The sequence below is a fragment of the Rhizobium vallis genome, assembly GCF_003985155.1.
In the GTDB taxonomy this organism is placed as follows: domain Bacteria; phylum Pseudomonadota; class Alphaproteobacteria; order Rhizobiales; family Rhizobiaceae; genus Rhizobium; species Rhizobium vallis.
This window is the reverse complement of sequence record NZ_ML133690.1, coordinates 147,363-164,847: the sequence shown is the minus strand read 5'-3', so window position 1 is coordinate 164,847 and position 17,485 is coordinate 147,363. Positions and strand designations below refer to the sequence as shown.

The window sequence follows — 17,485 nt, the reverse complement described above, 5'->3', positions numbered from 1 at the left end:
TATTTTTGCGGTCAATCTGCCACTCACATCTGATAACGTTACCAAGTTCGAAACAGGCAACCCCTTGTTATCGTTGGCTATTTCACTCACATTGGTAGGTGTTACCGTGGAAAAATAGGGCACGCCGAGAAAAATATCGGCCGAGCGCTGGTAGAGCTGGCAGGAGAGCCTGCCGTCGGCAACGTAGAACTGGAACAGGCAGTGGCAGGGCGGCAGCGCCATCTGGTCCACTTCAGCCGGATTCCAGGCCGAAACGATGTGGCGGCGCGAATTCGGATTGTTGACGATGCCTTTGACGAGATTGGCGATCTGGTCGATGTGGCCGCCGTCGGCCGTCGGCCACGAGCGCCACTGGGCGCCGTAGACCGGCCCGAGATCACCATTCTCGTCGGCCCATTCGTCCCAGATGGAAACGCCGTGCTCCTTGAGGTAGCCGATGTTCGTCTCGCCCTTCAGGAACCACAGCAACTCGTGGATGATCGAACGCAGATGCAGCTTCTTGGTGGTGAGGACGGGAAAGCCCTCTTCGAGGTCGAAGCGCATCTGGTGGCCGAAGACCGAGCGGGTGCCGGTACCGGTGCGGTCGCCCCGGTCGGAGCCCTTTTCCATCACGTGGGCGAGGAGATCGAGATATTGCTTCATGTCGCGCTGATTCCGTTTCCCTGATTTTAAGTCTTCGGCGGCGGGAAGCCAGCCCCTCGTGCGTTTTCCCGCAATTTCTGCCTGGGGAGATAAAGCTTTTGTGACGTTTGCCCTTTCCTTGGGCAGAGGAAATCACTATATCAACCCTGCCGGCTTTCGGGCCGGCTATGGCGATAAATGAGCGGTGTAATAAACCTATTGGACCCGGGGGCGGTACCCGGCGCCTCCACCAAAAACCGGCGGTCCTCGAGGCCGGCTTTTGATGGGGGCGAAACAGGATCGACAAGGGTGTAAAGATCGTCTTTTTGCTCGGCATTGTACCGCCGTTATCGGGCTAAAATTGTAGTTGCAAACGACAACTATGCGGAAGCTCGTCTCGCTGCTTAATCGCGGTGTGACACTTCAATCAAAGTCCTAGTGGTTCGCACCTCTAGGCGGGGTCCGAAGGCACCTGGCAACAGAAGCCTTCACCTTCTCCCTGCCGCAATAATCATGTATGTTCGTTATTAGCGTGACTCGGCTCCGGACTTTCCCAAGGCGCCTGAACGTGGCATATACCTTGTGAAAAGACTTCAGAACCGACGAAAGACAGGAAAAGCATGGGGCAGGATCATATCCGCTACGACATTCTGGCGCAGGATGCACTTCGTGGCGTCATCCGCAAGGTTTTGGCGGAGGTAGGGACGACGGGCCGTCTGCCCGGCGACCATCACTTCTTCATCACCTTCCTCACGGGCGCGGCCGGCGTGCGCATCTCCCAGCACCTGAAGTCGAAATATCCCGAGCAGATGACCATCGTCATCCAGCACCAGTTCTGGGACCTGAAGATCACCGAGACGCATTTCGAGATCGGCCTTTCCTTCTCCGACGTTCCTGAGAAGCTGGTCATCCCGTTCAATGCCATCCGCGGCTTCTACGATCCTTCCGTCAATTTCGAACTCGAGTTCGACGTGCCGCTCGCCGATGGCGAAGAGCTGCCGTCTGGCGAAATCACCGCCTATCCGGTGGATGCGGCCGGAAAGCCCGACGACGCCGCGGCAAAGCCCGCCGATGGCGAGGAGAAGAAACCAGGCTCCGTCGTTTCGCTCGACTCCTTCCGCAAGAAGCAGTGATTTCAAAGGGAGGCCAAGCCTCCCTTTTTCATGAGGAAGCCAGGCATCGCATGCGCGCCGAAATCGTCAATCTGCGCCAGTTCCGTAAGAAGCAGGCTCGCTCCGAAAAGGAGAAGCAGGCCGAGCAGAACCGCATCTCCTTCGGCCGCACCAAGGCCGAGAAGCAGCTCACCCATGCCCTGAACGAGAAGGCCGACAAGGCCCATCGTAGCGGCCGGATCGAAACCGATGACGACGGCGCCTGACGGCTCAGGCAAAGCTTGAAGGGCCGGAATGGATTCTGCGATCAGCCACTTATGCGGTTTCCTTGAATCAATTCACGAAAAGCTCAACCTGGATGCCGCGTCATGATCCGTAAGCATTCGGCGACATTGCACGGCCATCGCACCAGCTTCTCGCTGGAGGACGAATTCTGGGCCGAGCTGAAGACGATCGCCGCAAGCCGCTCGATCCCGCTCGCCGCGCTGATTTCCGAGATCGACGACCATCGCCCGGCCGACAGCAATCTTTCCTCGGCGCTGCGGCTCCACGTGCTCGCCTGGGCGAAGGGTGGCAGCGGCCGCCAGCCGTCAGGCACGTCGCCTCGGGGCGACGACATGCATGAAAACAAAGACTTGAAGCCTATCGTTTGAATCGGATTCTGATGGGCGTTTTATTGCGCCTGAACGCCCGGCACCTGGTCGAAATTGAGCGGACCGGGCTGGGCCTGACCGCTGCGCCGCGCCGCTTCCGCCTCGGCCGCAGCCCTCGCATCGGAATCCGCCTTGGCTTTCGCCTCGGCTGCCGCGCGGGCGGCATCGGCGGCGGCCTTCTCTTCGGCCGCCTGCTGGGCCAGCATGCGCAGGCGCTCTTCCTCCGCCTGCCGTTGCCGCTCGATCTCCGCCGCCTTGACCCGCTCGGCGTCGTTGAAGCGGTAGAGCGCGGCCTCGCGGCGCAGCCGCTGTTTTTCCAGCACGATCGCCTGCAGCCGCTCGACGCGGCGGCGCTCGCGCTCGAAGGCGCGCAGCGAGAGATAGCTGGTGATATCGGTCACATCCATCGTCTTGCCTGGCGACGGCAGCATGCCGGAAAAATTCAGCCTGAGCGCCGGCTCAGCGCCGGCAAGCGCTTCCGTGCCCGGATTGAGCCCGACGCCGAGCGTCGCGCTGATCCGCTCTTCCGGCAACTCGATCTGCGCATCGGCGGTGATGCGGCCAAGATCGTTGGCGATGGCGACATTCTGCACCCTCAGCGTCCCATCGGTAACGTTGAAAGGAATGCTGAGCGGCGGCAGCTTCGCCTCGCCGTTGCTGAGCAGCGTCTCGACGATCGGATGCACCTTGCCGGCGGTGATCTGCTCCTGCATCGTATCGGTCGCGGCAAGCAGTGGCGGCAGGATGGCAAGGTTCAGCCCGCGTATGCTGCTCTCGCCGAGCTTCAGTTCGCCCGAGCCGTTGAGTGAGCTGGCGATCTCGCCGATCGTCTTGCCGGAAGCCTCCATCGAAAGCGACAGTCCAAACTTGCCATTGGCGATCGGCGCGCCGTCGCGCAGCCAGACGATGCCGGCAAGATCGGAATCGGCAAGCGAGAGCTTCGTCTGCAGGAAGCCGGTGCCGTCGGCATTGGTGAAGAGCAGGTTGCCGGCGAGCTTTCCGCCGTCCCAGTTGCCGGCGATGTCGTTGAGCTGCAGCTCGTCGCCCTTGTAGGCGACGTTGCTGGTGAAATCGGAAACCGCCGTTTCCGGCAGGCCGGGCCAGAACTGCTTGGCCGTCAGTTTCACATTGACGTCGAGATCCTTGAAAACAGGCAGGCCGAGCGGCGCCGTCGTCAGCGTGCCCTTGGCGGGATCGGTGATCTGGCCGAACACCGCTTCGCCAAGCCAGCCGGCATCGGCCTTGGCAAGCGTCAGCTCGCCGTTTGCCGTCGTCTTCGCAGCCTTTCGGTCGAAGGTCAGCGCGCCTGAAAATTCATTGTCGGCCGCATGGCCTTTGAGATTGGAGAAGACGATCTTGTCGCCGTCGACGGCGGCTTTGGCCTGCAGGCCGAAGGGCAGCCCTGCCCCGGTCTGCGGCAAGGCGATGCCGTTCATGATGAGATAGGGATCGATATCGGCGCTGTCGAGCGACAGCGCGATCTTCCCGTTCATGAAGCTTTCCGGCCGGACGTCGACCTTGCCGTTGGCGGTAAACGAGGTCCGGTCGGTTGCAAAGGTCAGGGCCGCTTCGGCCGGGTCGTTGCCCGACACCTGAACCTTAAGCGTCAGGCGGCCGTTGGCGCCGACATCGACGGGCAGCGGATCGAGCCCGGACTGGCCGAACAGGACGGATGGCACGGCGTTTTCCAGCGTCGCTTCCAGGCTCGTCGTGCCGTTGCCGGTCAGCGCCAGGAGATCGGACATGCGGTAGTCGAGATTGACGCGGCTGCCGTTCGAGACGCCGGCAAGCGTCACGGTCAGCGCATTGCCCTCGTCGCCGCCGAGCGTCAGCGCGCCGCGCAGCGCCGTATTGCCGTACCAACCGGCATTGCGCACCAGCCGGTCGAGGACCGGGTGATGCGGCAGATGCTCGCGCAGCATGGTGAAGAAGCCGCCGGGATCGGCCGATTTGAAAGTGATTTCGCCGGCGCCCTTATAGTCGAGCAGCGAGCCCTCAGCCCTGCCCGTCGCCGTCAGCTCGGCGCCCGCGATATTCTTGATCGCCAGCCGGTCGACGGCAAGCGCGCCGTCGGCGATCGTAAACGTCGTCTCGACATTCTCGGCGCTGACGCCGAAAGCGTTGAATTTGTCTGCCTTGAGCTGGGCGGCGATCTTGTGGTCGAGCACATTGTCGCCGGCATCCTGGCCGGTCAGCAGGCCGGTCAGCGCCTGCAGCGCATCGAGATCGAGCGTGTCGCCGTTCAGCGCCACCGACAGCGTCGGCGTCTGGCCGGAGATCGCCTGCCGCTCCAGCCGCCCCTTCAGCGTCGCCGGACCGATGGCGACTTCGAGATTTTCGAAACGCTGCAATTCGTGGGTCAGGCTGACATTGGCCGAAAAGCCCGCCTGCCGCAATTGCCGGATGGCCGGGTCGACCGAGCCGGCAAGCCAGGAGGCAAGCCCGGTCGGCTGGCTGGAGGCCACCACGATCTGGCCGTTGAACGAGGGCTCACCCATGAGCAGGAGCTTGCCTTTGCCTTCGACCTGGGTGCGCCCCGGCAGCGTGCCGGTGGCGCTGTCGATCATCCAGCCGGTACCGGCCGGTTCGAGTTCCAGCTGCACGTCGCGCAGCGTCGTGTCGCCGGCGACGATCGCCGGCAGCTTGACGCTCGCCTTTCCAGGCACCTGCGGGATCGGCACCTGGCTAACGATGTCGATCAGCGAATTCAGCCGCTGGCGCGCCGAAACCGCCGGATCACGCGTCGTCTTGCCGGAAGCGCCCTGATTGGCGATGCGGTTGACGTCGATCTGCTGCCCGTCGGCGGTCAGCAGGAATTCCGGCGCATTGCCGGTATCGAGCGTCGCCTCGCCTGTTATGACATAGGGATCGTCGGTCGGCCCGATCTCCATCCGGTATTCGGGGATGCGGATGCGCTCGTTGGTGAGCTCGAAGCGGCCCTTGACGCGCGGCGGCTGAACACGCTTGTCGGCGGGCTTGGCCGCATTGCCGTCTTCGATCGCCGCCGAAAGCTGGCCCTGATAGTTCGGCTTGCTGTCGACGAGCTTCAGCTCGCCGTCGAGATCGATGTTGACCGGGTGCTTGTCCGGCGAAAGCTTGGTGCGCACGCGCAGCGCGCCCTTTTCGTCCGGCTGGCTGCTGGAGATCGAGAAGCTGCCATGCTGGCCGTCGAGCGCCGCGTCGCCCTCAATGCGCCAGGGGCCGGCCAGCGACTTGGCGGACATTTCGGCATTGAGGCCGGTGATGCTGCGCGAGCGGCCCGACTGGTCGTCGAGGAACTCGACCTCGCCGCCGCTGACATGGACGTTTTCGAGAACGACGGTCTTTGCCGGAATTTCCGGGCGGCTGCCGCGCATCCAGTCGAGCGTGCCGTCTTTCAGCAATCTCAGGCGCACCTTCGGATTGACGACGCGCATGTCGAAGATCAGCGCCTCGCCCGACAGGAAGGGCGCAAGCTCGGCATCCATGGAGAACTGCTCGACCTTGACGATCGGCGTACCGTCCGCTTCCTGGCCGACGCGCACGTCATGCAGCGTGACCGAAGGAAAAGGTAAGAGGCGCGCATCCACCGTGCCGTGGACAGTCACCTTCTTGCCGATGATGCGGCTTGCCTGGTCCTCGAAATTCTTGCGGAAATCCGTCCAGTCGATGAACAGCGGTGCAAGCAGCGCCAGAAAAAGCGCCGCGACGATCACTCCCCCCAGAAAGACGAGGAACCGGCCTACCAATGCAAGGATTCTCCATTCGGAATACGGTTGCCGACACTAGAGCATGGTGCCGAAAGGTGTGAGCGGTTTTCGGGAGACATCATGCTCTAACTCTTTAATGAAGAACGGGATTCGGGGGCAAGGCCCAAGTTCATGAGAATCTTCCGTTTTCAGTCATGGTGGAAAATCTTGCCGGGATTGAAGATATCGTCCGGATCGAGCGCCTGCTTCACCTGTCGCATCAGATCCACCGTCCCGCCGAGCTCCTGTTCCAGGAACGCCATCTTGCCCTGCCCGATCCCATGTTCACCGGTGCATGTCCCATCCATGTCGAGCGCCCGGCGGTTGAGCCGCTCCACGAAGCTCTCGGCCTTGGCAATGTCCTCGGCGCTTTTGTCGTCGAACAGCAGCAGCACATGAAAATTCCCGTCGCCGGCATGGCCGACGATCGGGCCCAGCAACCCGTGCTCTTCGATATCCGCCTGCGTTTCGGAAACGCAATCGGCAAGCCTCGATATCGGAACACAAACATCGGTCGAAAGTGCGGCAAGCCCGGGCGCCAGCCCGCGGGCGGCCCAATAGGCGTCGTGACGCGCCTTCCAGAGCTTCGTCCGCTCCTCGGCATTGGCGGTCCACAGGAATTCGGCCCCGCCGCATTCCGCGGCGATCTCGGCAAAGGCTGCCGATTGCAGCGGCACCGTCTCGTCGGTGCCGTGGAATTCGAGGAAGAGCGTCGGGCTTTCGGCATAGGAAAGCCCGGAATAGGCGTTGCAGGCCCGCATCTGCACCGTGTCCAGCAGTTCGATGCGCGCCACCGGAATGCCCATCTGGATCGTCATGATGACGGCGTCGCAGGCGGCCTTGATGCTCGGGAAGGCGCAGGCCCCGCCGGCAATCTTCTGCGGGATCGCCTGCAGGCGCAGCGTCACCGAGGTCAGGATGCCGAGCGTGCCCTCGGCGCCGACGAAAAGCCGCGTCATGTCGTAGCCGGCTGAGGATTTGCGGGCGCGCCGGGCGGTGCGGATCTCCTCGCCATTGGCAGTGACCGCGGTGACGGCAAGCACGTTGTCCTTCATCGTGCCGTAGCGCACGGCATTGGTACCGGAGGCCCGCGTCGAGGCCATGCCGCCGATCGAGGCGTTGGCGCCGGGATCGATCGGAAAGAACAGACCGGTATCGCGCAGGTGGATGTTCAGCGCCTCGCGCGTCACGCCCGGCTCGACGGTACAGTCGAGATCTTCGGGATTGACTTCGAGCACTCGGTTCATGCGGCTGAAATCGATCGAAATCCCGCCATTGGCGGCGTTAACCTGGCCCTCCAGCGACGTGCCTACGCCGAAACCGATTACCGGCACCTTATGGGCCGCGCAGACCCTGACCGCCGCTTTCACATCCTCGGCACTCTCGGCAAAGAGCACGCCATCGGGCAATTGCGATGGAATATAGGTCGTCGTATGGGCATGCTGGGCCCGGAAGGACTGGCCGGTCTGGAACCGCTCGCCGAAACTCTGCTTGAGAATGCCGAGCACAACGGCGATTCCCGCCTCGTTGCGTATGCCGGCCTTCGCGTCCTTCAGCGCCATCCCTTTGATCTCCCTGCCATTCCGCGAATGCGTGTCTATTTCCGCAGATAGGCCGGGTATGCGGCAAGTCAAAGCTGCTGTCCAGCTAAGATTAGGAGAAGATTTCATTCCCCCTTTGTTATAGACGCCCGCCCTTTCCAAGCGCGCGACCCCTCCGCGGCTGCCGTCGTTTCTCAAGCATGCCTTTTTCTTGGGCCTGCCTATTGACAAGTCACCGGCGATGTCGCTCGATATGCAAATCCGATAAACAGGACACGTGTCCAATATATTGGATTCCAAATCAGAGCGTCAAACAAGGGGAACCATCATGACCGTCTCGCTCCGCGCCAGCGCGCTTTCGCTGGCAACCGCTCTCGTTCTTTCCGCCATGCCTGCGGCCGCCCAGGACGCCAAGAGCAAGCTCGATGAAGTGCTGGCTCGCGGCCATCTCGTCATGGGCACCGGCAGCACCAACGCGCCGTGGCACTTCAAGAGCGCGGATGACAAGCTTCAGGGCTTCGACATCGATATGGGCCACATCGTCGCCAAGGCGCTGTTCGGCGATCCTGATAAGATCGAGTTCGTCAACCAATCGTCCGATGCCCGCATCCCGAACATCACCACCGACAAGGTCGACATCACCTGCCAGTTCATGACCGTCACCGGCGAACGCGCGCAGCAGATCGCCTTCACCATCCCCTATTACCGTGAGGGTGTCGGCCTGATGCTGAAGTCTGACGGCAAATATGCCGACTATGCCGCGCTCAAGGCCGCCGGCTCATCCGTGACGATTTCGGTGCTGCAGAACGTCTATGCCGAGACCATGGTCCATGCCGCCCTGCCGGAAGCGACCGTCGACCAATACGAATCCGTCGACCTGATCTATCAGGCGCTGGAATCGGGCCGCGCCGACGCTGTCGCGACCGACCAGTCGTCGCTTGCCTGGTATATGACGCAGAATCCCGGCCGCTATAAGGATGCGGGCTACGGCTGGAATCCGCAAACCTACGCCTGCGGCGTCAAGCGCGGCGATCAGGATTGGCTGAATTTCGTCAACACGGCTCTGCACGAGGCGATGACCGGCGTCGAATTCGACTTCTACGCCAAGTCGTTCAAGACATGGTTCGGCAAGGATCTGACGCCGCCCCAGATCGGCTTCCCAGTCGAATACAAGTAAGGTCGCCTGGGATGGAAGGAGGCCTCCGGGGAATGTTCTCCCCTCCGGAGGTCTCCTCCGCCCGTTCTTCACCCTTGATTGCAGGGTTGCGCCATGGGTTATACGCTCAATTTCGCCGCCGTCTGGCGCAGCTTCGACCAGTTGCTCGAAGGTTTGCTGCTCAGCCTCGGCCTGGCTTTCATTTCCATCCTCATCGGCGCTGCGATCGGCCTCATCATCGCCTTCGCGCTCATCTCGAAAAGCCGATGGTTGCAGCGTCCCGCAGCACTCTACGTCACGATCATCCGCAACCTGCCGATCCTCGTTCTCGTTCTTTTCGCCTTCTTCGCACTGCCGCAGCTCGGTATCAGGATCGGCAAGATCCAGAGCTTCGTCGCGGTGCTGTCGATCTATTCCGGCGCTTATCTCGCCGAAGTGTTCCGGGCGGGCCTGCTCTCCATCCCGAAGGGCTTGACGGAAGCGGGCCTGGCGATTGGCCTGACGCCGATGCAGATCCGCGTCTCGATCATCACGCCGCTGATGCTGCGCAACGTCCTGCCCTCGCTGTCCTCGACGATCATTTCGCTGTTCAAGGACACCTCGCTCGCCGCCGCGATCGCGGTGCCCGAACTCACCTTCGAGGCGAGAAAAATCAATGTCGAGACCTTCCGCGTCATCGAAACCTGGATGGTCGCCTCCGGCCTCTATGTCGTAACCTGCTCCGTGCTCGCCGCGCTGATGCGCGTCGTCGAGCGCCGGCTTGCCGTTCCGAGGTGATGTCATGACCGGTCTTACTGCTTTTCTCGACCAGCTTTGGATCGCCCGCTTCGTCGTCCTCAAGGGGCTCGGCGTCACGGTTTCGATCTCGTCGCTGGCGATCGTCGCCGGATCGCTCCTCGGCGTGCTCGTCGGGCTCGCGCTTGTCTACGGCAACCCTGTGCTGCGCCTGATCGTGCGGGCCTACACCGATTTCATCCGGGGAACGCCGGTTCTGGTGCTGGTGCTGGCGAGCTATTACGTGCTTTCCACCATCGGTATCGAGCTTGGCCCGTTCCAGGCCGGCGTGCTCGCTCTTGCGGTGTTCTGCTCATCGCATGTGGGCGAGATCGTGCGCGGCGGCCTGCAGGCGATCCCCAAGGGCCAGACGGAAGCGGCCAAGGCGATCGGCCTCACCTTCCGCCAGACCTTCGCCTATGTCCTCTGGCCGCAGGCGCTGCGCCAGTTCCTGCCCGCCTGGGTCAATACGGCGGCCGAAATGGTCAAGGCTTCGACTCTGCTTTCCGTCATCGGCGTCACCGAGCTGCTGCTGCGCACGCAGGAGATCATCTCGCGCAATTTCATGAGCCTCCAGTTCTATTTCTTCGCGGGGCTTCTCTATTTCGTCATCAATTACGGCATCGAGCGCCTCGGCAAATACGTCGAGCGCAAGACGGTCGTTCCATCGTGAGGGCTCGGATCATGAGCAAGGTACTTCTCGAAATTCAGGGGCTTCACAAGCAATATGGCCCCGTCGAAGTGTTGAAGGGCGTCGATTGCACGATGCAGCAGGGAGAGGTGATCTCCATCATCGGCTCCTCCGGCTCCGGCAAGACCACGATGCTGCGCTGCATCAACATGCTTGAGGACTTCCAGGGCGGCCACATCCGACTCGATGGCGAAGAGATCGGCTATGAGCAGTCCGGCAGCGTGCGCCGGCGCAAGAGCGAAAAGGAAATCGCACGTCAGCGGGCGCTGACCGGCATGGCCTTCCAGCAATTCAACCTGTTTCCGCATATGACGGCTGCCCGCAACATCATGCTCGGCCTCGTCAAGGTGAAGAAGATGCCGCGCGACGAGGCGCGCGCCGTCGCCGAGAAATGGCTCGACCGCGTCGGACTGGCGTCGCGCGCCGATCACTATCCCGGCCAGCTTTCCGGCGGCCAGCAGCAGCGCGTCGCGATCGCCCGCGCCATCGCCATGAACCCGCGGCTGATGCTGTTCGACGAAGTCACCTCGGCGCTCGATCCCGAGCTCGTCGGCGAAGTTCTGCAGGTCATCAAGGGGCTTGCCGCCGATGGCATGAGCATGCTGCTCGTCACGCACGAAATGCGCTTCGCCTACGAAGTCTCCTCCCGCGTGATCTTCATGAACAAGGGCGTGATCTGCGAGGAAGGTGATCCGAAGGAGATGTTCGTGCAGCCGAAGACGCAGCGTCTCGCCGAATTCCTCAAGACGTCAAGTTTCAACTGATGGGGCGGCGCGGACGCGCCGTTGCTTTCGAAGCAAAAAAGAAAGAGAGATCCGATGACGATCAAGCGTTACGGCGCCGGAGAAACCGGTGCCGGTGGACAGGCTTTGCCCTTCGCACGTGCGGTGGAAGCCGGCGGCTGGCTTCACGTATCCGGCCAGGTGCCGATGGAAAAGGGCGAGATCATCGACGGCGGCATCGTCGCGCAGACCCGCAAGGCCATCGAAAACCTGATCGCCATCCTGCACGAGGCAGGCTACGGCATTGAGGACGTGGTGCGGGTCGGCGTCTGGCTGGACGATCCGCGCGACTTCTGGAGTTTCAACGGCGTCTACGCCGAATATTTCGGCAAGAACCCGCCGGCGCGCGCCTGCGTCCAGTCGCGGATGATGGTCGATTGCAAGGTCGAGGTCGACTGCGTCGCCTACCGCGCCGACAGGAACTGAACCTTTGCGCGGCCCCGGCCGCGCAAAGGTCTGCCCTCAGACGATCGCCCCATCAAATGACTGGAGGCCCTCATACAATCGGAGGGTTGAGCCGCGCGAAGCCTTCCTGCCTGCGATAAGGGAAATAGGGATAGGGCGCCATGACCGCGCTGACGGCATCGAGCCTTTCGATCTGCTCTTTCGAAAGGCTCCAGCCGACCGCATCAAGGTTTTGCCGCAGCTGCTCCTCGTTGCGCGCGCCGATGATGACACTCGATACCGTCGGCCGGCCGAGCAGCCAGTTGATGGCAATCTGCGGCACCGTCCTGCCGGTCTCGGCCGCGATGGCGTCGAGCACCTCGACGATGTCGAACAGCTTCTCGTCGTCGACCGGCGGGCCGTATTGCGCCGTCTCGTGCAGCCGGCTTGCCGCGGGCAGCGGCTCGCCGCGGCGGATCTTGCCGGTCAGCCGCCCCCAGGCGAGCGGGCTCCAGACGAGCGCTCCGACACCCTGATCGGCGCCGAGCGGCATCAGCTCCCACTCATAATCGCGCCCCGCCAGCGAATAATAGACCTGATGGGCGACGTAACGCGGATGGCCGTGGCGTTCGGCGGCTGCCAGCGACTTCATCAGTTCCCAGCCGGCAAAGTTGGAAACACCGACATAGCGGATCTTGCCGGATGAAACGAGCCCATCGAGTGTCGACAGAACCTCCTCGACCGGCGTCGAGGCATCGAAAGCATGGAGTTGCAACAGGTCGATATAGTCGGTGCCGAGCCGGCGCAGCGCATCCTCCGTTGCCCGGATCAGCCGCGCCCGCGAGGCGCCCCAGTCCTGCGGCCCGTCGCCCATCGGCAGCGCCGTCTTCGTCGAGATCAGCACGGCGTCGCGCCGGCCGCGGATTGCCTGGCCGAGCACCTCTTCGGAAGCACCGGCCGAATAGACATCGGCCGTGTCGAAGAGATTGACGCCGGCTTCGAGGCAGATGTCGACGAGCCGCCGCGCCTCTTGCGCATCCGTCGTGCCCCAGGCGCCGAACAGCGGTCCGCTGCCGCCAAAAGTGCCGGCCCCGAAGCTCAGCACCGGCACCCTCAAGCCCGATGCACCAAGATTTCTGTATTCCATGATTCAATCTCCTGTTTTTTTGCAGAGATAGACCCGGTGAGAATGGTGATATAGATTGCCTGAAAGCATATCATCTGTGATTTGAATTCATCATGAGCCGTCAGGACGTCAATCGCTCAGGCGAAATGGAAGTCTTCGTCAGCGTCGTCGAGCGTGGCGGTTTTTCCGCTGCCGCGCAAGTTCAGCGCATGACGCCGTCGGCGGTCAGCAAGCTCGTCGCCCGGCTGGAGGTGCGCCTCGGCGCCCGCCTCGTCAACCGTTCGACCCGTAAGCTGCAGCTGACGCCGGAGGGCTGTGCCTTCTATGAGCGCAGCATCGCCATCCTTGCCGATATCGCCGAGGCCGAGCGTCAGGCTTCATCGGGTGAACAGGCTTCCGGCCGCATCCGCATCAACACCAGCGGCTCCTTCGGCAATCATGTGCTGGCGCCGCTCGTGCCCGCTTTCATGGCGCTTCATCCCGCCGTGACGCTCGATATTTCCCATACCGACAGGATCGTCGACCTGATGGAGGAGCGCGCCGATGTCGCGATCCGCGCCGGCCCTTTGAAGAATTCCAGCCTGATCGCCCGCAAGCTCGGCGCCGCCGGCAAGCTCATCGTTGCCTCTCCCGATTATCTCAAGCGTCACGGCGAGCCGCGCAGCGTCGGCGATCTCCGCCGCCATTGCCGCATCGGCTTTTCCTATGCCCGCGCCGTCGAGGGTTGGCCGATGCGCGAGGATGGCGAAACGGTGACGGTGCCGATCACGCCCGGCGTGCAGGTCGCAGACGGCGAAGCCATGCGCCATCTCGCGCTTGCTGGCGCCGGCCTTGCCCGACTGGCCGCCTTCACCGTGCGCGCCGATATCGATGCCGGCCGACTGATACAAGTGATGGAAGAAGCCAATCCCGGCGACACCGAGGAGTTCTACGCCCTCTATATGGGCCAAGGCGGTCCGCTGCCGGCGCGCGTGCGCGCATTGCTCGATTTCCTTGGCCGAGAAGTGCGTCTCTGATGAGATAACAATGGCTTGAAGCGGCCGCTTGAATCAGATTCGCATGGCGGGGTGACGAGAAGCCAGATTTCGCAATTGACCGCGCTCGCCGCACCCACCTATATCGAAGCCGCGCCAGCTGGCCCCTGCGGCCAGCCTCTCTTCGTCACGCCGGAGCTTCCTCCCATCTTCAGCCTCACGGCTTGCACCGGCCAGGAAAGATACGGGGATCATGCCATTCAGCGACGTACGCCGCCTGCTGCGCGATGCCGGCCTGCCGAAATGGGCGCTGCTGCTCGCGCTCTCCACCGCCTTCGTCGTCTTCCTTGAACTCTTCGCCCTGCCCGCCTCGCTGCTGATCGGACCGATGGTCGCCGCCATCCTGCTGGCGCTGACGGTCGGCAAGGGAAAGCTTCGCGTGCCGCTCTTGCCGTTGCAGTTCGGCCAGGTCTTGGTCGGCCTCATGATGGCGCGCACCATCACCCCTGATATTCTCGGTGCCATGGCGAAGGACGCGCCGCTCTTCCTGCTGTTCGTCTTCTCGGTCATCGCCATCGCCACCGGCCTCGGCTGGCTGCTCACGCGCTGGCAGGTGCTGCCGGGAACGACCGCCGTCTGGGGCTCCTCGCCGGGTGCGGCCTCCGCCATGGTCATCATGTCGGAAGCCTATGGCGCCGATGCCCGCCTCGTCGCCTTCATGCAATATCTCAGGGTCGTCTTCGTCGCCGTCGGCGCTTCGGTGATCTCGCGCCTCTGGGTGGCGGCCGACGGCGCCGAGTCGCCGCCGCTCATCCTCTTTCCCGCGGTCGATTGGCCGGCCTTTGCGGCGACCATCACCTTTGCCGGCTTCTGCGCCTATGGCGTGCGGCGCCTGCGCATCCAGGGCGGCATGATCATCGTGCCGCTCTTTCTCGGCGCCTTCCTGCAGGGCATCGGCCTTCTGAAGATCGAGCTGGCGATGTGGCTGCTCGCCATCGCCTATGCGCTCGTCGGCTGGAGCATCGGCCTGCGTTTCACCCGCTCGATCCTCAGCCACGTGGCGCGCGCCCTGCCGCGGGTCGCTGCCTGCATCGTGCTGCTGATGGCGCTTTGCGGCTGCATGGCGGCAGCCCTTCACGTGTTTGCCGGCATCGATCCGCTGACGGCCTATCTCGCCACCAGCCCCGGCGGCGCCGACTCCGTTGCCATCATCGCCGCGTCGAGCAATGTCGACGTGCCCTTCGTGATGGCGATGCAGACCGGCCGTTTCCTGGTCATTCTGCTGATCGGCCCAATGCTCGCCCGCTTCATCGCACGCCGCTCCGGCCTTGCGGAAAACCCGGCCTAAGTTCGGAAGCCATCAGTTCGGCAGGCTCACTAGCCTCAGGCCCGGTTATTCCCTAGATTGATTCAATGAGCATCATCGTGCTGAAAAATGGATAACTCGGGACTGTCTCTCGACAGAATGCGCACCTTTGTTCGCGTTGCCGAACGAGGCAACCTGTCTATGGTGGCAAGGGAACTCGGCGTCGGTCAATCCACCGTGACGCGGCAGCTCAATGAACTCGAGGCCGCAGTCGGTGTGCCTCTCCTCAGCCGAACCACGCGTCGCGTGACGCTTACCGACGAAGGCAGCCGCTATTATGCCAACTGCCTCCAGGTATTGCGCCTGGTCGAGCAGGCGGCCGAGGAAGCCCGGAATGCGCGGCGGGCGGCCGCAGGCGCTGTCAGGCTTTCATGTACTGCAGCGCTTGGCGTGATGCACATCACCCGCCTCATCTTCGAATTTCAGGACCAGCATCCTGATATCAGCGTCGATCTCAACTTGACCGACGAGCGCATCGACCTGGTTCGCGAAGGCGTTGACCTAGCGATCCGGCTTGGACCTCTCGCCGACAGTTCCATGAAGCTTCATGCGCTCGGAAAAAGCCATCGGCTGATCGTCGGCGCTCCGGCCTATTTCTCCGCCCACGGGCGGCCGCAGCGCCCGGACGATCTCTCGCGATACGAAACCGTCATCATGTCCAATATAGCCGGGAGCGATCAGATCGCTCTCACCTCCCACAATGGCGCGAATGTAACCGTTCCGGTCAATGGGAAGCTGCGCGTCGATCACGGGCTTGCGGCGCGCGAAGCCCTTGCCGCAGGCCGCGGCATTGGTCCCACCCACCTTTGGCTGATCCACGATCTCCTGGACGACGGTCGGCTCGAGGTCGTGCTCGAAGACTATCGCCCGTCGCCGGTCCCGCTGAGCCTGCTCATCGTACCCGAGCGTTCCGCTATTGCCCGCGTTCGCCTTCTCACCGACTTTCTTGTCGCCGAGATTTCTAAGTTGCCGGGAATCCGCCCATCGTGATTTAGAGCCCGAAAGATCGCTTGTCGCCGCGCCAGCCGGTAGTGCGAAGATACTGCTTCCAGTCGAGCGTGTCGGGGTTCAGGCGACGGCTCCATTCCAGATCATGCTCCTTGCCGAAATAACCATATTCGACCGCATACTCGACCATCCCCAGAAGCTCTCGCACGAAAAGCTCGTTGGCGCCAAACTCCGGAAAATGCTGCAGCAGGCCATCCCTGGTGAAAGCGTTTCGATATTCTGCCTTGAGGCCGGTTACCTCTCGAAAGGTTTCGACCATCTCGCGCGGAGAGATGATATCGCCAACGATCGGCAGCGTTTTCCCGTTGTAGCGCTCGGGATTTGAGAAGATTTCCAGCACGGCCGGCCCGGTCGCCGTGAGCGGATCGACAAAAGGCGCTCGAAAATCTTCGGGAAGATAGATCGGCAGCAGGAGCGTGTCGCCTTCCATGCGCGGCGGATAATATTCGAGAAGATTTGTGTAGAAGAATGCCAGCATAACGAAGGAATGAGAGATCGGCAGACCGCGAATATAGTCTGCAACGCGCGCTTTGTCGGTGAAGTGCGGAGCAAACTTCGTCCCGCCGGAGATGGCATCGACATTCTCGAGCGTGCTGAAAACAATATGTCCGACGCCTGCCTCAACCGCTGCATCCGCCAGTTGGCGGCCGATAGGAACCTCTATCGTCGCCGGCGGCATGACGGGCGGCGTCATCAGAAATGCCCCGTCCGCGCCTTCGAAGGCAGCAACGAGATCCTTCTGGAAGCCAAGCTGGAGGGGAACGGTTACAATTTCAGCCCCAAGTTTCTCCAGACTTAAAGCCTCGGGTGAATCCTTTCTTCGGGTTAGGGCGCGTACGCGAAAACGCTCACTGCGAAGGAGCGTTGATGCGACGCTGCGCCCCTGTTTGCTGGTGGCACCGACAATTGCGATGAGTGGCTTATCATTTGCTGACATAGTTGTGCCTCGAACCTTTTCCCTGTCACTGGCTGCCGATTGCACAGCCAGGCGTCATACTGGAGAGAGCTTTCGGCAGATGCCGGTCGCTCGGATCCGGGAGACAAGTTATGTCATCAGGCTTTCTTGCTGTAGGCATGCGCAATGCATATGATAATGCCGTTTTACGGATAAATACCGTGGCCAGCTGCGCCTATCGACCGCTGAAGCGTTGCCTCGCAGCCTCGGTAACGGGCGTATAAAGCGCCACGCGGGTCCCCTCCGGGTCGGAGAACTGAACCGTGCGATTTCCCCACGGCAAATCCTTGGGCTCATGCACCACCTCGACATGATCCTTGAGCCGAGCGAATTCAGCGTCGACGTCCGATACCATGAATTCAAGAACGGCGGTTTTATTGGCGCGTGGCTCCGCACTGCCCTCCTTGAAGAGCGCGACCGTTTCCGCGCTCCCTATCGCCACGACGGCGCCGGGTGTGACGATCTCGGCAAAGACGGGAGCAAGCCAGTCCGCGCGACAGCCCGTCACGAGCTCATAGAAGGCCACCATGCTTTCGATATCCGAAGCGACGAGACGGGTGGATGCGAGTTTCATCATTTTCTCCTTCACGCATAATGATCTCTTTGCCTACTCT

Annotated in this window: 15 protein-coding genes, 1 other RNA gene and 2 pseudogenes; 12 read left to right on the top strand and 6 right to left on the bottom strand. The window is 62.2% G+C overall.

Annotated elements, in window-relative coordinates:
* Window positions 1–114: 114 nt before the first annotated feature.
* Window positions 115–642 (bottom strand): annotated as a pseudogene (locus EFQ99_RS16340) (thymidylate synthase); the annotation flags it as partial.
* Window positions 643–751: 109 nt separating this feature from the next.
* Between EFQ99_RS16340 and ssrA the strand changes: the two are divergent.
* The 4 genes and pseudogenes from ssrA to EFQ99_RS16320 all read left to right on the top strand — a co-directional run.
* Window positions 752–1,114: a transfer-messenger RNA gene (ssrA, locus tag EFQ99_RS16335) on the top strand.
* Window positions 1,115–1,241: 127 nt separating this feature from the next.
* Window positions 1,242–1,754 (top strand): SspB family protein, encoded by a 513-nt coding sequence (locus EFQ99_RS16330; protein WP_126922043.1) that lies wholly within the window; start codon window positions 1,242–1,244, stop codon window positions 1,752–1,754.
* 50 nt (window positions 1,755–1,804) lie between these two features.
* A complete protein-coding gene (locus EFQ99_RS16325; RefSeq protein WP_126922042.1) occupies window positions 1,805–1,999 on the top strand; it encodes a DUF4169 family protein in 195 nt (64 codons plus the stop codon).
* Window positions 2,000–2,101: 102 nt separating this feature from the next.
* Window positions 2,102–2,323, top strand: a pseudogene (locus EFQ99_RS16320) (ribbon-helix-helix domain-containing protein); the annotation flags it as partial.
* An 83-nt stretch (window positions 2,324–2,406) separates the two neighbouring features.
* On the opposite strand, the gene EFQ99_RS16315 reads toward EFQ99_RS16320, so the two are convergent.
* Window positions 2,407–6,114, bottom strand: a complete 3,708-nt coding sequence (locus EFQ99_RS16315; RefSeq protein WP_126922041.1) for an AsmA family protein — start codon at window positions 6,112–6,114, stop codon at window positions 2,407–2,409.
* 149 nt (window positions 6,115–6,263) lie between these two features.
* On the bottom strand, window positions 6,264–7,676 hold the full coding sequence (locus EFQ99_RS16310; RefSeq protein ID WP_126922040.1) for an FAD-binding oxidoreductase: 1,413 nt from the start codon (window positions 7,674–7,676) through the stop codon (window positions 6,264–6,266).
* A gap of 307 nt (window positions 7,677–7,983) precedes the next feature.
* Here EFQ99_RS16310 and EFQ99_RS16305 point away from each other — a divergent pair, with 307 nt between their 5' ends.
* The 5 genes from EFQ99_RS16305 to EFQ99_RS16285 all read left to right on the top strand — a co-directional run bounded on the left by EFQ99_RS16305 (window position 7,984) and on the right by EFQ99_RS16285 (window position 11,484).
* Window positions 7,984–8,832 carry a transporter substrate-binding protein gene (locus EFQ99_RS16305; protein ID WP_126922039.1) on the top strand — a complete coding sequence of 283 codons (849 nt, stop codon included), beginning with the start codon at window positions 7,984–7,986 and terminating at the stop codon, window positions 8,830–8,832.
* A gap of 93 nt (window positions 8,833–8,925) precedes the next feature.
* Window positions 8,926–9,588: an amino acid ABC transporter permease gene (locus tag EFQ99_RS16300; protein ID WP_126922038.1), complete on the top strand. Its 663-nt coding sequence runs from the start codon at window positions 8,926–8,928 to the stop codon at window positions 9,586–9,588.
* Window positions 9,589–9,592: 4 nt separating this feature from the next.
* Window positions 9,593–10,258, top strand: coding sequence for an amino acid ABC transporter permease (locus EFQ99_RS16295; protein ID WP_126922037.1), 666 nt, complete (start codon window positions 9,593–9,595; stop codon window positions 10,256–10,258).
* Window positions 10,259–10,269: 11 nt separating this feature from the next.
* Window positions 10,270–11,040 (top strand): amino acid ABC transporter ATP-binding protein, encoded by a 771-nt coding sequence (locus EFQ99_RS16290; protein ID WP_126922036.1) that lies wholly within the window; start codon window positions 10,270–10,272, stop codon window positions 11,038–11,040.
* Between the two features lie 54 nt (window positions 11,041–11,094).
* Window positions 11,095–11,484, top strand: coding sequence for a RidA family protein (locus tag EFQ99_RS16285; protein WP_126922035.1), 390 nt, complete (start codon window positions 11,095–11,097; stop codon window positions 11,482–11,484).
* A gap of 70 nt (window positions 11,485–11,554) precedes the next feature.
* Here EFQ99_RS16285 and EFQ99_RS16280 read toward each other — a convergent pair whose 3' ends face one another.
* Entirely contained in the window at window positions 11,555–12,589 is a 1,035-nt protein-coding gene (locus EFQ99_RS16280) for an aldo/keto reductase (protein ID WP_126922034.1), read from the bottom strand.
* A gap of 92 nt (window positions 12,590–12,681) precedes the next feature.
* Here EFQ99_RS16280 and EFQ99_RS16275 point away from each other — a divergent pair, with 92 nt between their 5' ends.
* From EFQ99_RS16275 to EFQ99_RS16265, 3 genes are all read left to right on the top strand, one after another.
* Window positions 12,682–13,584 (top strand): LysR family transcriptional regulator, encoded by a 903-nt coding sequence (locus tag EFQ99_RS16275; RefSeq protein WP_126922033.1) that lies wholly within the window; start codon window positions 12,682–12,684, stop codon window positions 13,582–13,584.
* 211 nt (window positions 13,585–13,795) lie between these two features.
* The gene (locus tag EFQ99_RS16270) at window positions 13,796–14,890 is read left to right on the top strand and encodes an AbrB family transcriptional regulator (protein ID WP_126922032.1); all 1,095 of its coding nucleotides are present in this window, start codon (window positions 13,796–13,798) and stop codon (window positions 14,888–14,890) included.
* Between the two features lie 87 nt (window positions 14,891–14,977).
* The gene (locus tag EFQ99_RS16265) at window positions 14,978–15,898 is read left to right on the top strand and encodes a LysR family transcriptional regulator (protein ID WP_126922031.1); all 921 of its coding nucleotides are present in this window, start codon (window positions 14,978–14,980) and stop codon (window positions 15,896–15,898) included.
* A 1-nt stretch (window position 15,899) separates the two neighbouring features.
* On the opposite strand, the gene EFQ99_RS16260 is transcribed toward EFQ99_RS16265, so the two are convergent.
* Together EFQ99_RS16260 and EFQ99_RS16255 are read right to left on the bottom strand one after the other, a co-directional pair.
* Window positions 15,900–16,853, bottom strand: coding sequence for an NmrA/HSCARG family protein (locus EFQ99_RS16260; RefSeq protein WP_126922301.1), 954 nt, complete (start codon window positions 16,851–16,853; stop codon window positions 15,900–15,902).
* Window positions 16,854–17,046: 193 nt separating this feature from the next.
* Window positions 17,047–17,445 carry a VOC family protein gene (locus EFQ99_RS16255; RefSeq protein ID WP_126922030.1) on the bottom strand — a complete coding sequence of 133 codons (399 nt, stop codon included), beginning with the start codon at window positions 17,443–17,445 and terminating at the stop codon, window positions 17,047–17,049.
* Window positions 17,446–17,485: the final 40 nt, after the last annotated feature.

Bases quoted from the DNA above. Each gene is read 5' to 3' on its own strand.
- EFQ99_RS16275 (WP_126922033.1), top strand. From the start codon at position 12,682: ATGAGCCGTCAGGACGTCAATCGCTCAGGCGAAATGGAAGTCTTCGTC.
- EFQ99_RS16270 (WP_126922032.1), top strand. From the start codon at position 13,796: ATGCCATTCAGCGACGTACGCCGCCTGCTGCGCGATGCCGGCCTGCCG.
- EFQ99_RS16295 (WP_126922037.1), top strand. From the start codon at position 9,593: ATGACCGGTCTTACTGCTTTTCTCGACCAGCTTTGGATCGCCCGCTTC.
- EFQ99_RS16255 (WP_126922030.1), bottom strand. From the start codon at position 17,445: ATGAAACTCGCATCCACCCGTCTCGTCGCTTCGGATATCGAAAGCATG.
- EFQ99_RS16300 (WP_126922038.1), top strand. From the start codon at position 8,926: ATGGGTTATACGCTCAATTTCGCCGCCGTCTGGCGCAGCTTCGACCAG.
- EFQ99_RS16310 (WP_126922040.1), bottom strand. From the start codon at position 7,676: ATGGCGCTGAAGGACGCGAAGGCCGGCATACGCAACGAGGCGGGAATC.
- EFQ99_RS16260 (WP_126922301.1), bottom strand. From the start codon at position 16,853: ATGTCAGCAAATGATAAGCCACTCATCGCAATTGTCGGTGCCACCAGC.
- EFQ99_RS16325 (WP_126922042.1), top strand. From the start codon at position 1,805: ATGCGCGCCGAAATCGTCAATCTGCGCCAGTTCCGTAAGAAGCAGGCT.
- EFQ99_RS16280 (WP_126922034.1), bottom strand. From the start codon at position 12,589: ATGGAATACAGAAATCTTGGTGCATCGGGCTTGAGGGTGCCGGTGCTG.
- EFQ99_RS16265 (WP_126922031.1), top strand. From the start codon at position 14,978: ATGGATAACTCGGGACTGTCTCTCGACAGAATGCGCACCTTTGTTCGC.
- EFQ99_RS16285 (WP_126922035.1), top strand. From the start codon at position 11,095: ATGACGATCAAGCGTTACGGCGCCGGAGAAACCGGTGCCGGTGGACAG.
- EFQ99_RS16305 (WP_126922039.1), top strand. From the start codon at position 7,984: ATGACCGTCTCGCTCCGCGCCAGCGCGCTTTCGCTGGCAACCGCTCTC.
- EFQ99_RS16330 (WP_126922043.1), top strand. From the start codon at position 1,242: ATGGGGCAGGATCATATCCGCTACGACATTCTGGCGCAGGATGCACTT.
- EFQ99_RS16290 (WP_126922036.1), top strand. From the start codon at position 10,270: ATGAGCAAGGTACTTCTCGAAATTCAGGGGCTTCACAAGCAATATGGC.